Source organism: Halobacterium sp. GSL-19, from assembly GCF_016917855.1.
Classification (GTDB): Archaea; Halobacteriota; Halobacteria; order Halobacteriales; family Halobacteriaceae; genus Halobacterium; species Halobacterium salinarum.
Genome location: NZ_CP070375.1, coordinates 233,663 through 247,780, shown reverse-complemented (window position 1 = coordinate 247,780; position 14,118 = coordinate 233,663). Strand labels below are relative to the sequence as shown.

Genomic DNA, 14,118 nt, shown 5'->3' with positions numbered 1-14,118 from the left:
TATGGGGTATCATACGTTTGATGCCGATCGCGCCGACAAACTCGAGGATGCACAGCAACGGTACCGGTTTCTCTCAGCGGAAGAGTTACTCTGGGCATTGTCACCGGATGGCGACGAGACCGTAGCGGACTTCGGCGGCGGCACCGGGTTCTACACCGACGATGTCGCACCGGCTGTCGACAACGTGTACGCCGTCGACATCCAGGAAGCGATGCACGATTACTACCAGGAGAAAGGCGTCCCCGAGAACGTCGAACTCGTGACGAGTGGCGTCGATGATCTCCCGTTCGATACGAACAGCCTCGACGCTGCGTTCTCGACGATGACGTACCATGAGTTCGCTGGGGAAGAGGCGCTGGCCGAGATCACTCGCGTGCTAGCGGACGCCGGTCGATTGATTATCGTCGATTGGGCGGCAACGGGGAGTGGAGACCACGGGCCTCCACTTGATGAACGATTCAGTGGTGCGGAAACGGCGAACGACCTCCGCGAAGCTGGATTTCACATTGAGCATACTGCCGTCCGGCCAGAGACCTTCCTTCTTACCGGCGAGCTCAGATAGGAGACTACTCCCGTTTTCGAAAGACTCCTCGTACGAACGGCCGGGGCACAAATAGAAAATACCCGCCTCTTGGAGGGCCAGTGATTACTCTCATTTGTGTAGAAATAAGGCTTAAATACGGGATGTCAGTGATTAGAGCACATCTTGAACGCTGCAAAGTACCGAATAGCCCACTCTCACCAGGTCGGATCAATCCTTAACCAACAACCTGGCTCGCTGAACTGATTTGTTGGTTAACGCAGACAGTCATAGTTCCACCGCCGTCACGGGAGATCTTCTGTGACGTCGACGAGCTCCTCCTCGGTTTGCCAGTGATACAGCTATCCCTCCCGGTCGACCACGAGGTTCAGCCGCCGAATCGGCTCAGGCGTAGTTCCCCAGCACGTAGTACGAGAATTTCCCTCGCCCGGACGACGCGTAACCCTTACAGAATTAGCTCCGTCCCAGTACTCGATCACCATTCGGTTTCGTACTTACCCGCCAGCTCCTGGAACTCCGACCACGCCGGGAGCCGGTCGTCGTCGACCTTGCCGTGGGCAACAACCACGACAGTGTCGACGATGCGGTCGACCAACTGCAGGTCGTGGGTCGACAGCAGCACGGCGGCGCCGCTGTCGGCAGTCAGGCGCTCGACGACTGTGCCGAGGTAGCGACTCATCCCGGGGTCGAGACCGCTGGCAGGGTCATCGAGTACGCGCACTGGCGGGTCGCCGAGCATCGTCTGTGCGACGCCAAGCAACCGACGCATCCCGCCGGAGAGCGCGTTGGTCCGGCGGTCGGTAACGGCTGAGAGAGCCACGCGCCCAAGAACCCGCTCGACGCCGACGCGCCCCGGCACCAATGACCCGTAGAGCTCGACAGTCTCCGCTACTGTGAGCTCGCTGCGGAACGCGGTCTGTTGGGCGTGTCATCACGACAATGCCCGCCTCACTGTTGCGGACCGTGTTGTTGACAACGAGCGTGTCGCTGGTGTACATCTCGTGGACGCCGTACCTGAGGTTCTGTGCGTGGTTGCCTCGAATCACAGTCTCAGCGGCGTAGTGCGTGTAGACGGCGTCACGGCCGCCGCAAGCCCTCGACGACTACCTGCGAGTACATCGGCAGCACGCCCATGAAGCCGGCAGTCCCGTTCGTGCCGTGGACGTCGACGTCCCGGACGACGGTATCGGGGCTATCGAGCGCGACAATACCGTTCGCAGGTGTGTGGACGGTGACGTTCTCGACGCGCGATCGGTTCGCGTCCCGCAGGCGGACGCCGGCATCCCCGTAGCCGTACGTGAGCCGGATGCGTTCGTCCCACATCGACCCGTCGTCCGCTGCTATCTCGCCGGCAGTTGCGTCGCCCACGCCCACTATGCGGAGGTTGGTGACGGCCACGTCCGGCGACTGGGCGGTGAGAACGGAGCCGTTCCCGCCGGCCTCAAGGACTGTGTCGGTGCCGGCTCCGGTGAGCGTAACCGGCTTCGAGATGTCGAGGGTGGCGGCGTATCGGCCTGATAGGAGTCGCATGGTCGTGATCGCGGGGGCTGCCTCGACAGCGCCGGCCAGCGAGGGCGCGTCGTCGCCGAGAACGACACCCGCGGGCCGCCGAGCGCCGGACGCTCGCTCAACTGTCGACGCGACTGGCGCCGGGTCCGTTCTGACAACTGCCGAGACCGGCCTGTCTAGGGTTGCTCGTGCCTGCTGCACTGTCTCGTTAGCCCACCACTGGCGTTTCAGTCCACGAGCGTGTCGTCGACGAGCCGTGTGAAGCGGTCGACCAGCCGATCCGGGAGCGACGGCGTCACCTCGCCTAGCAGTTGGCGGGTCTCCACTGGTCGCGTCAGCGTGATGTGGCTCCGTCCCTTCTGGTCGTAGGTCTTCTCGACGATGTCGGAGTCGACGAGCGTCGACACATGCCAAGAGATAGTGCTTCGGGCGACGTCCAACTCGTCTGCCAGGCCTGCCGCAGATGGCTCGGGGTCCTCAAGAGCAGCGACAATGATACTCCGGACCGTCTCGCGCCGGAGCAACGCGATGGTGCGTTGCTCCCAGGGCTCGTAGCCCGGTGGGAAGTAGTGCGTCCGCCCGCGGACCTCCTGGGTGTCGAGGCTGCCTGCGTCCAGGAGGTTACGGAGGTGGTACTGGGCCTGTCCCGTCGCGATGTCGAGGTTCCGCGCGAGTTCGTTGAAGTGGACACCCGGGTTTGATTCGACGTGCCGGTCGACCGCCTGTCGCACGTCCCTCATACATCGCGTGCTAGTTCCGTCGGGCACAAATGCGCATATTCGGTTCCCGGGCAGTGAGAATCCACAGCTCACTCCACTGGCGACGGCGGATCACCGCTGTAGAGCGCGTATAGTATCAGCGTTGCGACAAGGAAGTCCGACCCGTGTTCGACGAGGTGGTGGACGGGCATCGGGACGAGGCCAAGGACGGTCCCGAACCCCATGATGGACCGAGCCAAGAGCAGTCCGAGTGCGCTCGCAACCAACAGGTACACCTTCGACCAGCGCCGCCGGTACCCGGCTAACCCCATCACGAACAGCGCCGCCGTCCCAAGCGTCGCCAGCCCGAGCACGGCAAGCAGGGCCGCCGCCTCGCCGCCACTCAGCCAGTTGCTGACTGACTGCAACATTGTCTCTGTCGCTCCTACACACCCAGGCGGCGAGTGTGTTACGGGTGCGCGCGAGTTCGAATGCACGTTACAATTCGAGCCGGGCGTAGACGCTCTGATGGACGTCTCTCTCAGAAACGACAGTCCCTCGCTGTGATCGTCGGCCATCTTCATGAACGACGAGCATGTCAGTTGTTGTGAATACGGTTTATTTATTCAGTGACGTCGTTAAACCAGCAAGATAAATTACAAGTATGATGGCAACCAAATAAATCTCGTTTGGGAATTAACTAGATTATGATTATTTCAAGATTTTGATATAGGTTTCATACCATTCCGTATCGTCTATTTCACGCAAGCGGCTCTGTTGAAATCCTCAATCGAAGATATGTTCTTGGAGCCGTGCTGAATACAGCGCGGGTATCGGTCACGCCACCTACGGAATGAGGACTGATTCAATCTTCAACTATTTCAGATCCTCAAGAGTTTCTTTAATGTCGGTGGCTACCGTTCAACCCCAGCATATGTTCAAGCAATCGACTCAGAAGTATGATTACAGCTCTACCGCTCGACAGCGGAACGCAGTGAATAGTGTAGACTGAAAGGGGTCTGGTTGATTGGTGTCGGTGGCAACTCTGGGTAAAAAGTAGTCTATCTACTTAACAGTAAGGCGAAATAACTTTATAAGAATCTTGGAAAGTACGCTGTATGAATGTAATTGGCCGTGAAACGGTTGATTCGCTCGGGACAACGGTTGACGACCTAGTGGGTATTGGCCGGCTTCTTGACTCTCCCCGGTTAGCGCATATTTGGTTCACTCTCCGTGTAGAGGGGAACGTCGTGGTTGAAGAATCGGATAGCAACCCGTTCTTGTGGGATGGGATCACCGTCTCTGAGTTACTGGAGCGTCTTGATGGAGATATCCCGCAGTCGACGCTGTATAACGACATGGATGAACTGGAGGGAGTCGGTGCTGTAGAGATTGCATCGGAGGGCCAGCCTATGGGGTACAAGGCGAATTTCTTCCAGGCCGAAGCAGAGAACGTGGACAAGATGGGCGATAGCAGCTTGATCGGACCGCAGATTATCGGCCTAGTCGGAGAGGCGTACACTGATGAAGCGGTTCAAGAGTTCCTCGATGAATACGGTCACAGCCTTCTGAACGATGTGCTCCAGATCTACGTCGCTTCCGTGCAGGGAAGGCTTGAGAGGAGTTTTGTCGAGATGTTTCCCGAGGCTGACGAGGAGGATGTGGAAGCGGTTGTTCCTGCTATTGAGAGGGTTCTGTTTGAGATGAGCCGTGATCCGCTCCGGGGGTATGATTACCGAGATGAACTGTCGACAATGAGCGGAGAGTAACCCTCAGCATTTGATCTACCATCGGTCGGCGGGGGAGACTTCCATCAGCATCCAAGCGAACAAGATCAGTAGTAGGCCGCCGGGCGGAGAGTACATCAGTATCAATCCTCCCAGCAGTGCCAGGCTGAATGATGCGACGGCGGGGAGTCCTCCGCTTTCTCCCATTACAGTAAATCCGTACAGTAGTCCGAACACGGTTTCCAAGGTGTAAGGGCCTTGATCTACTCCGGGTACTGTGTCGGAACTACTTCGAAGAGTTGGGCCAGTTCTTCGGCAAAGGTGCCCAGAGGTGATACGCCGATGGAGATCATTAGGCCGCTTGCGATGGCAATCCCAGTTACGGTGCGTTGCTGATTGTTTGTCTGGAATGTCTCGATAAGTCGTACTATGACTGCGAACAGGAGGAAGGCCGCTATTCCGCCGCCTATCCAGTGGAGGGCGATTTCGGGTTCGACGGTGGGATCTGAGAGAGCGCTGGCCATTTCTTAGCATGGGTTGTTGACTCCGCAGTCGGGGCATTGTTCGTACCAGACCTCGTGTTCGTGGCTTCGGTTCTGGCATTGACGGGGATCTGCTTCGAGTTCCATCAGGTTCCAGTCGGGATCCGGTTTTTCGGTGAAGAGGATGTCTGTGCGTTCGTCCGGGTATCCGCGTTGATCTGTGAATAGGTGGACCGGGCAGTGTTGGCAAGAACGGAGTTCTACGTCGGCGGCTCCGCCCCAGAATGATTCCGGGTTTCCTTGCCATTCGTGGAATCCTTTCGGGCCAGGACATTCCCCGATTTCTGGCCTGTCTGCCAGTGATTTTTCGAGGACCGCGTCGTGGTATCTTTGCTTCAGTGGTTCTTCGAAACTGGTGATGGTGGATACACCGACTAACGTGTTTTTCAGGACTTTTAGCGGGAGGTCAGGTTGTGTGACGTCAGGATGGTAAGTGTATTCTTCCCGATCTTCGTCGTATTGGCGGCGTAGTGTGCAGGGGCGGCTGGTGCAGATCTGGTAGTCTTCTTCGCAGGTAAGGACGTATCCTGGTACGGTCCCCCAGTTGTGTTCTCCACTGTAGTAGTAACTCTCGCAGTCGATGAACCGTTTAGCTGAGTAGTCGCGTACGCTGTATCCGGCCCCGTCTTCCTTGGCGAAGACTTGGTCGACGACCAAGTAATCCAGTTCTTCTTCTTCTCCGAAGTCACTGGAAGAGAGCCAGGCAACGGAGTAACCAGTGTAGAGATAGTCGTGGGTCGTGGATTTGATGTCTTTCTCGTGGTGCCGGTGCTGTACTTCGATGATGAGACCTTTGCCGAAGAACGGATTCTCTTCGGTGAACTCGAGTAGTGCGTCGGCCTGTCGTGTCTTGTTTCCGCTGCCGCTGTCGGAGACGTCTAACGTGATTTCTGCTCCGCAACGCTTGGCCTGGGGTTTGAATTTGTTTTTGAGTGCTGCGACTGCGAGTGCTACACACCTTGCGTGGGTAGCTGATTCTCCTGTCGACTCGGTGGTGGGGCAATTGTTTCCGGAGGAGTTGTTGACGTGGTAGAAGTGGCGTGCCTTTTGATCCCCGCCTCGGGCGTACATAGTGTCGCCGCACTCGGGACAGGTTACGGGTTCCTGGTTGAGGACGTTGGCGGGTACAACGATTACTCCGTCCCGCAGGCCTCGGAACGGCATCTTTCACGTGACATGACTGTCCAGGATTTCATGTAGTTACCGGTTAATGAAGACGACCTCAGCTATTGCCTTCCTGTTTCTAACAGGGATTTCCGGGCGTGGATCAGATTTAAAAACGAATATGGTAAATTATTATACAACAATTGCAGACGACACCGAACTTTCGACTTAGCCGTGGTTCGAAGCGTTCAACCCGGACATTCCTGTATGCCGTCAAGACTATGACTTCAACTACCGGGACTGACCGTATTGTGGAGGAACTGGCCGATATCAGGGCATATTGAGGGATGATATACACGTCAGCGACGACACCGTCACCACCTACGTACTCCTTGACCGCTTAGAGGATACCCAGGACTTGGAAGATATCGAGGTTGACGCTTCAGGGGAGCACGAGTACAAATACCTGATCTCTGCCAAGGCCAAGCAGTAGAACCTTTTTTACTCCGCAGATCTCGCTTCGTGGCTTCTGGGCGTTCTCCACGGGATTTTTAGAACCATCATCAGAAGAACGTATATGGACAGTATAGACGTCGGGGGCAAGTGGTGGTTAGAGGAGATGCATGAGGAGGAACAACTTGTCCCGAATGAAGCCGTAGCAGGGACACTCACGTTCTCACCGGAACATGGTGTCGAACTGGATCTACTTGGCAGCTTCTACGAAATTTTCGAGAGGCACAATGACGACGTGGAAACCGAGGACGGCCCAATCAACATCTTCGGTGTGACGACAGAGGGGGAATACGTCACCGTCCTCAACTGCATGTATTCCGGCGACAGCACGAGCACGAACGATGCCTCCTTCACCACCGAATCCTATGAGAACGGGACCGTCATCAAGGGGTGATTAGTCAACACTAGGACGAAGTACTGGAAGTGCTCTTTCTCGTTCAACAACCTCGAGAAATGGACCGGCGTTAGAAGGGTTTCCATGCCTGGCGATCACGATATCGATGTTGGGCCTGCCGTCACTGAATCTCTCTCGACAGACGACGCAGATATCATTCTAAACATGCACGAGGATATGTCCTCCGCCTTCGAAGGCAGACTGGGGCGGGTCTATTTTACGGTCTACTCTGAGGAGCCCTTGACGTACAGCGAGTACCTGTCTGAGTATGTGGGTCCGCTACAGAACCTGATTACTCTCGGAGTTGGAGATGCTGTGTTCCCTACTTTCCTCAACCTGTACTCTGCCCGTTTCGGCCATCACGACTCCAAGCACTCGGTCCACTGGGACGTTCCGTACTACCGGGAACAGGACGATGCGCACTCGATGCAGATGAACTTCACTCTGCAAGATATCGAGTTTGCAGACGTGGTGGAACAATGGTTGGAGAGCTCGAGTTCAGTGGAGCGATTGCATGACCACTATTTCGGAACCAGGTACAACGACAGCATGTACGTCAACACCCAATTTATGTCGATGATGTTTGCTCTTGAGGCCTATCATCGGAGAGCCTTCCCTGACCGGCAGAAGACGATGAGTAAGAAGGTGTACCGCCGTTTCCGGGAGACTACCTTGGAGAGGATGGCGAAGGTGGCTGTTTGGGGGAGGGCGAGAGACTTGTTCCGTAGTATTGTGAATGAGCCATCTATCGGTGGTTGGTTACTGGATATTACAGGCCGTCACGAAGGCATGTTCCCGGAGTCGTATGATATCGAGGCGAATCTGAGCACCATAAAGAGAGTCCGGCATACCATTGCCCACAGCTTGTCTGAGGATTTGTCGACTACTGATATCGCCCGGGCCGAGATCCTTGTAAGGATAATCGCGCTTGCAGTACTGCTTGAGACAGCGGGGATAGATGAGGAAAAGGGCCGTGAGATTTTGGGCGATGAGTACAGCGGTGTCGACCGGATTATCGAGCTCTCATAGACTCAGTATACCACCTATAGTTCCAGCTGTTCTTCGAAGAATCTGATTGCGTAGATGAGTGCTGCGTCAGGGAATCCGACCTCGTTGAAAATCCGGCGGGCCAGGTTCTGGACTGTCGGTGCCTGGCAGCTGGGACGTCTTTTGTCGTACCGAAGATGGGTCATGGTGGTACGGCCGGGTATGTCAGGAGAAATTTTTGGTGCTTGGTAGGCCGGAGTCTTTTCTACCTCTACGGTTTCCATGGATTCTGTTTCCAGAGGCATCGTGATTTCTTCTCTCCGGCGTACTTCGTCGATCCTCTTGTGTAGGCCTTGGATGTAGTCCTCACTGCTGGAGCTGGATATTACGGCGTTCTCTGCGTTGTGGAACTGGGTTAGATTGATCTGGTCGACGATATCAGGATCTTTGATCAGGACCTGTCTCCGGGAGTTGCTTTTGAACCTGTAGATCTGTTGGTCGTAGAGGAGGAGTATCCTGTTTTGGTTGATGGGGCAGTAGATTTGAAGCCCTCTGTTGCCGATCCCTGCCGGTACTGCTCCGTACCGTGGTTTGTAGCGAGGATTGTCAAGGATCATCGGTGTGTCGGAGATAATGAACTCTCTTTCGGTGACGTTGCAGAGCATTACAGCTTCGAGATCCTGGATCCCTGTGTAGCCGAAGATTCCCTGGGTGATAATGTAGTGGTGTGTTCCGAGAAGGGAGGCATCAACCATCGTGTCCTCCATTTCTTTCTCGGTAAGGTCAGAGTCCCAGATGACACTGCCTTCGTACCGGTCATGTTCCATATCGTCTTTGACCGCGTCACGCATGAACTCTTCCGCACTCCGGATATCTTCTCGCTCGGCTTCGGTCCTCGAGCGCTGAGTCGTGATGAAAGAGAGAAGCAGCTTAACCTCCTGACCGGAGAGATCTCCAATCTCAGCCCCGTTACGCAGCTTTTTGATAGGGCTGTGCTGATGTTCTTCTAATTTGCCGAGTTCGGTTTCGACCCTTGGAGGGTTCCCGTAGAAGTAGTCGCGTGAACAGACCTTCCTGATGCTGTTAGGGAAGATTTCGCCCTCAGAGAGAGGTAGGACGTTAACCACGTTGTCCGTGGCCCACCCCTTCAGGAAGTGCTGGGGTACGTAGTGCTGGTTCTTCCGCTCAGGCATTTCGTCTTCTTACGTAGGACTGGAATTTCAGTGTGTAAATACTTTGCTACGCTGTAGTCGATAGGGTTAGTTTAGAACATTTCTAAGACTTCTTCTTGGCATTGTTCATAGACATCATCGGATATCCGGGGTTCTCCTCCAGGCTCAATCTCTTCATCGCAGAGTCTAATGGTGTTACTGTGAATTTCCTTGACTTTGTCCTTGGATCCGCACCAGACACATCTTTCGTCAGCACCGTTGTATCGCAGGCCGCAATCACCGCATTTCAACAGGTGGTCAACATTCATCTCAACGTCCTGTGCTGGAATTACTGTAGTGACTACTCTCTTGCCTCCATCTTTCTTGGTCAGGAAAATGGTTCCCGTTGGAAGCTTCACGAGACCCAATAAATCTTGACACCGGATAGTGAGCTGGGAGTGTTTCTGCTGAACTCACTCTCTGTATCTCGCCGCAGTTTTTATCAGTTTCCCAGGATTTCAACAGAGCCACGCAAGCAAAGTTAATATAAAGGACAATTTTCGAAAAGCACTCAGTCCTGTCAGACGGTTCTAAGAGCTATTTTCGTCTGGTGAATTATCCACCACATACAGTTCATATGAGGGAAGGTCGAATAGAGCTGTATCCTGTCCGTCTTTGCTTCTAAATTTTATTTCAGTCCACACATCACCACCGGTTGGATCAAATTCGTCTAATCGATACTTGCTCTCACCGTTCATCAGATGGATCACTTGCTCATGATCTGGCCTGCCATCCCCTGTTACGTCTTGTTTGACTGTTGCTTCTACCGCTGTGTTCCTCGGGATGTCAGCCCCCAAATTAATCGCAACCGGGCGCGACGAGACACTCTGTTTCTTTGTCTCAACAGAGAGGTTCTGAGGATATTTTTCAATTTCAATATTCGCACTTTTGTACTCCTCGGGGTTTATCGACCGAGCAATTGACAAATGCTTTTCTCCCGCTTTTTCCTGATTTAATTCTTTTTTAAGAAAGGTACCGTATTCATAGTGAATATCGGCATTCTGCGGCTCCAATTGTAGTGCTGATTCAAAATGTTGTTTGGCTTCCTGAGATTCAGACAATTCGTCATTTAGAAGGTTTGCATAATTCAGGTGCGCTAACGTGTGACTGGGGTCGATTGACAATGACCTCTCAAAGTGTTGCTTTGCTTCCGTAGGTCGATTTAGATCTTCCTTCAGCAGAACACCGTAATTGTTGTGTGCCGGTGCATGATCGGAGTTCTCTTTCAGCGTTTTCCTATAGTATTCTTCAGCTTCTTCTGGCCTATCGAGGTCTCTGTGTAATACTAATCCAAGATTATAGAGTGCCTCCACAAATTCGGAATCAAGCTCTAAAGCTCGTCGATAGTAATCTGCGGCGGCTTTTGGACGGCCTAATGACTGCTGAAGTAATAGAGCATAGCTATAGTATGCCTCCAAAAATTCTGGATCGTACTCAATAGCTTTACGTAAATGTGTTTCAGCTTCTGTTGGATTCCCTTGATGCTTTGCCAGCAATAGCCCGTAGTTGAAGTGAACTTCGGGAAATGTGGGGTCTAGGTCTAATGCTGCTTTCCATTGATCTATCGCTAATGAAATATGGCCCCATTTTGAGAACGCAGCCCCGGCATTCAGGTGGGCTATCGGCCGTGTATATGTAGGCAACGACTCCTCCTCTGATAGAAGTACCCCAGACAATTCTGAAGCGTCGTCACGAGCACGGACCTGAATTGCTTCAAGTTGTACGTCATGGATATAATACTGTGTTTGGCGAGAAACGAGATCTTCTCCCCGAATATCGATCCACTGTCTTTTTTCTTTGAGCTGTTCAACAGATCTACGAAATCGTCCTCGGTCGCCACTTAGCAACTCAAGGTATATCGTACGGACGAGTTTAGAATAATACGGCAAATTCAGATCATACAATAATTTCATTGAAGCTAACACATACAATTCGTCTCTTGAATCTGATTGAAGCGACTCATACTGTATTTTCCAGAGATCTTCGACATTATCTGGTAAATCCTCCATATCACTAATAGTGAGCTCGTCGCCAGCAGTTCCGAGTACCGCATCAATATAAATCGGTGCAGAACGAGAAGCAGTTTGATCAATTAAAGCTTCAAGCACACCATCGGTCGTTGATACGTCGTATTTGTCTGCCATTCGAACTGCGAGATCGTGTATGAAGTCAGGGTCAACATTTTCAACCCTTAGTTCCTCAAAGTCAGACCAGAAACTTTGTTCGTCGTCAAATGCAGCAGGAAGATTTCCTGGAACATTGTGAAGTTGTCCTGATCGCGCCTCCAACAGTGCATATAGAGTATGCCCATCCGAATCGAGAGCATGTGACAGTTCATGTATGGCTGATTCAAGAACTAGGCTCTCTCCGCCTTCGTCAATTCGGTGAATATCTTCCCAAACCAGTAACACATCACCGGCAAATTCTTCGCGTGTAATTCCTCTTACATCAGCGGGGTCAAGCATCCGTTCATCAGGCAGTAAAATGTGATTAACCGAATTCTCAGGGAGTCGATTGATAAAAGCAGCTAAGATCCGTGTTTTTCCCGCACCTGATGGCCCGACAACAACATATCGACCGGGATCTGGGTTCTTGGGAACTTCCTGCCTATCAACGAATTCTACAGTATTTTCGGGCAGAAGCGTACTTATTACTCTTTCACGGTCTTCAGGGAATGAGTAGAGAGTGTACGGACGTCGGTACGCGAGTTGATCGAATTCCTCTCGAATCGTGGCCAATCTATCAAGTACATCAGCCTGAAATTTAGCCTGAAGTTGCTGGGATAGTTCTTCATTTTGGATGACTCGATCGCGAAAATCATCAACGACGTTCCGAAACTCCTCACTCAATAGTTTTTGGAGTTCCTCGCTTGCTTCTTTATCTAAATTCACATCTTCAGCTTCATTCACTTCTTCAATTAGCCAAGTTACGGCTTCTTCCTCAGATTCGAACACAATTTCTGTAAAATCGATTTGCTCGGCGATTATATCCCAATGAAACGCTAAAGACTGTAGTTCAAGATGATCCAAGTCTTTAGCTCGGCTCTCAATTCGGTCGACCAAAGAGCGATTGAACTCGGCTGCAAGCTGTCCGAACTCGTCGCTTATCTTGGTGTTCCGTGATACCTCATCTAATTTGCCACGTACATCCGATTTGGTGGGGACGGTTCGGTTAGCGAGCACAGAAAGGAGAATCGGCGCTATTTCCAAACCAGTCATTGGCATATCATTGCCTGTCCAATTGCAATAAAACCCCCACGCTAACTACGACACAGCTAATGACTGGTGCCTTGTGGAAACCAACAAGAATCTAATGTTTCTGGCGGGTCGGTAAGATCTAACGTCACTTCATCGTCCTCAAATGCACGGGTGAATCTGTTCGCCTTGACGAAGTTCTCCGAACTCAAATCATAATCCTGTTCCTCGGCACCCAGCACATTTGCCACCGTCCACATATTGTACATTAGGATGGCGAACTTAAAGTAGAACATCCGGGTCGCCAGCCGGGGTGATCCCGACTGTGCCAAGAAGTCTTGCTTGAGCTTCCGGTAACTCGTCTCGACGCCCCACCGGTTGCGGAAATCGGTGGCCAACTCCAATGAGTCGATGTCGTCGTCATCCAGCGGGATGTTCGTGTAGAAGATGATCCAGTCGTCGGTCGGATCATCGGGTTCGCCCTGCCGGAGTCGAGACCGCTTCTGGGACTTCACGGCGAACAACCAGTGCTTCTCGTCGTCAATCCCGCCGAGCCCGTGGGGCACCGCTTCAACCTCGCTCTCCTTGGCGACAGCGAGTCGCTGAAGGCCCTCGATCTTCTGGCCCCTGTCCGGGGCCTGGATGATGAACTCCGTCCCGGTGGACTCGAGAGCACGGACGGCGTCAGTGGTGTAGAACCCACTGTCCAGGTAGGCGCGGTTGAACGACGTCACCTGCGCGGCGTACCGGAGCAGTCGGCGCACGAGCGTTCCCTTGTCGGTGTCCGCCCGCGTCGGGACGGCCCGCATCGTCATCGGCGTGTTCGTACCGACGAGAGCGAGCGTGGTGAACTGCCACGAGTAGTAGAAGTTCCGCTGGGGCTTCGTCTTCTGGATATCTCGGCTGGCGTCACCCTGTCCGTACCACCCCCAGTCCGTACTGTCGATGGCGACCTCGTTGGTGTCATCGAAGTACTCGTGCTCGAAGGCGATGTCGAACAGGGCACCGTTGGCCCGCCGGAACATTCGCGTGACGGTGGCCGGGTCGAACTTCAGAAGCTGGTGCCGGATGTTACTCGGGTCGACCGAGTTGCCCTCACCGATCCACGACTTCAGCTCCATGTTCTCGCACGCCTGGTTCATGTGGATGTCGTGGATCGCCGCGCTGACGAAGATCCGCAGGAGGAAGTCCCGCTTGAACTTGATGCTGTCGTCGCGGTCGAAGCTGAGGTGTCGGAAGACCTCAGCCCGGAGTTCACGACTAAGCTTCTTGATGTACGGCGGCTTCCGTTCCTCGGTGTCCGGCGATGGCAGTTCATCGAACTGGTCGGCGTACCTGGAATCCTCGATGGCCGCGAGGACCTGGGCGACGACGCGGTCGAAGTACCGCATCTGCCGTTCGGTCAGTCGGTCACCGAGCCGGTTCAGCGTGGGCTGGCTCACCGTCTCCGTGACGTTCAGCCGGTCCCGGAACTCGGGGTCATCCAGGTTCTTCGCTACGTCCGTCTCTGCCTCATCGGTCAGTCGAAGGTAGAGGTACACGCGGAAGAACTCCAGCGCATCGAATGTGCGTGAGAGGTCGTCGTGTTCCTCGACGCCGATGAAGAGGTCCCGCAGCGAGAGCCGGCCAATCGCGCGGGCGAGATCGCCGTCGGCCCAGTGGATGGCGGCGTAGAGCGCCTGCGGGAGGTTCACCCCC

The 14,118-nt window shown here is 53.8% G+C and carries 12 protein-coding genes and 2 pseudogenes; 4 read left to right on the top strand and 10 right to left on the bottom strand.

Annotated features, from left to right (window positions below):
* Position 1: 1 nt before the first annotated feature.
* Complete coding sequence (locus tag JT689_RS01115; RefSeq protein ID WP_136361232.1) at positions 2–562, top strand: class I SAM-dependent methyltransferase; 561 nt, start codon at positions 2–4, stop codon at positions 560–562.
* 454 nt (positions 563–1,016) lie between these two features.
* On the opposite strand, the pseudogene JT689_RS01110 reads toward JT689_RS01115, so the two are convergent.
* The 4 genes and pseudogenes from JT689_RS01110 to JT689_RS01090 all read right to left on the bottom strand — a co-directional run.
* Positions 1,017–1,451, bottom strand: a pseudogene (locus JT689_RS01110) (AAA family ATPase); the annotation flags it as partial.
* Between the two features lie 167 nt (positions 1,452–1,618).
* Complete coding sequence (locus JT689_RS01100; protein ID WP_136361234.1) at positions 1,619–2,071, bottom strand: hypothetical protein; 453 nt, start codon at positions 2,069–2,071, stop codon at positions 1,619–1,621.
* A gap of 206 nt (positions 2,072–2,277) precedes the next feature.
* Positions 2,278–2,790: a helix-turn-helix domain-containing protein gene (locus tag JT689_RS01095; protein ID WP_136361235.1), complete on the bottom strand. Its 513-nt coding sequence runs from the start codon at positions 2,788–2,790 to the stop codon at positions 2,278–2,280.
* A 68-nt stretch (positions 2,791–2,858) separates the two neighbouring features.
* The gene (locus JT689_RS01090; RefSeq protein ID WP_136361236.1) at positions 2,859–3,179 is read right to left on the bottom strand and encodes a hypothetical protein; all 321 of its coding nucleotides are present in this window, start codon (positions 3,177–3,179) and stop codon (positions 2,859–2,861) included.
* Between the two features lie 687 nt (positions 3,180–3,866).
* On the opposite strand from JT689_RS01090, the gene JT689_RS01085 reads away from it, so the two are divergent.
* The gene (locus JT689_RS01085) at positions 3,867–4,517 is read left to right on the top strand and encodes a helix-turn-helix domain-containing protein (RefSeq protein WP_136361214.1); all 651 of its coding nucleotides are present in this window, start codon (positions 3,867–3,869) and stop codon (positions 4,515–4,517) included.
* 221 nt (positions 4,518–4,738) lie between these two features.
* Here JT689_RS01085 and JT689_RS01080 read toward each other — a convergent pair whose 3' ends face one another.
* Positions 4,739–4,999, bottom strand: a complete 261-nt coding sequence (locus tag JT689_RS01080) for a hypothetical protein (protein WP_136361213.1) — start codon at positions 4,997–4,999, stop codon at positions 4,739–4,741.
* Between the two features lie 3 nt (positions 5,000–5,002).
* Entirely contained in the window at positions 5,003–6,181 is a 1,179-nt protein-coding gene (locus JT689_RS01075) for a hypothetical protein (protein ID WP_136361212.1), read from the bottom strand.
* A gap of 517 nt (positions 6,182–6,698) precedes the next feature.
* On the opposite strand from JT689_RS01075, the pseudogene JT689_RS12495 reads away from it, so the two are divergent.
* Together JT689_RS12495 and JT689_RS12490 are read left to right on the top strand one after the other, a co-directional pair.
* A pseudogene (locus JT689_RS12495) lies at positions 6,699–7,499 on the top strand (hypothetical protein); the annotation flags it as partial.
* Between the two features lie 78 nt (positions 7,500–7,577).
* Positions 7,578–8,057: a HEPN domain-containing protein gene (locus tag JT689_RS12490; protein WP_328220229.1), complete on the top strand. Its 480-nt coding sequence runs from the start codon at positions 7,578–7,580 to the stop codon at positions 8,055–8,057.
* Positions 8,058–8,071: 14 nt separating this feature from the next.
* Here the strand turns inward: JT689_RS12490 and JT689_RS01060 are convergent, their stop codons facing one another.
* From JT689_RS01060 to JT689_RS01045, 4 genes are all read right to left on the bottom strand, one after another.
* On the bottom strand, positions 8,072–9,208 hold the full coding sequence (locus tag JT689_RS01060; protein ID WP_136361726.1) for a DUF4238 domain-containing protein: 1,137 nt from the start codon (positions 9,206–9,208) through the stop codon (positions 8,072–8,074).
* 71 nt (positions 9,209–9,279) lie between these two features.
* Positions 9,280–9,585, bottom strand: coding sequence for a hypothetical protein (locus JT689_RS01055; RefSeq protein WP_136361725.1), 306 nt, complete (start codon positions 9,583–9,585; stop codon positions 9,280–9,282).
* A gap of 171 nt (positions 9,586–9,756) precedes the next feature.
* Entirely contained in the window at positions 9,757–12,444 is a 2,688-nt protein-coding gene (locus tag JT689_RS01050) for a tetratricopeptide repeat protein (protein WP_168731199.1), read from the bottom strand.
* 56 nt (positions 12,445–12,500) lie between these two features.
* Complete coding sequence (locus tag JT689_RS01045) at positions 12,501–14,114, bottom strand: transposase (protein ID WP_136361723.1); 1,614 nt, start codon at positions 14,112–14,114, stop codon at positions 12,501–12,503.
* Positions 14,115–14,118 lie beyond the last annotated feature (4 nt).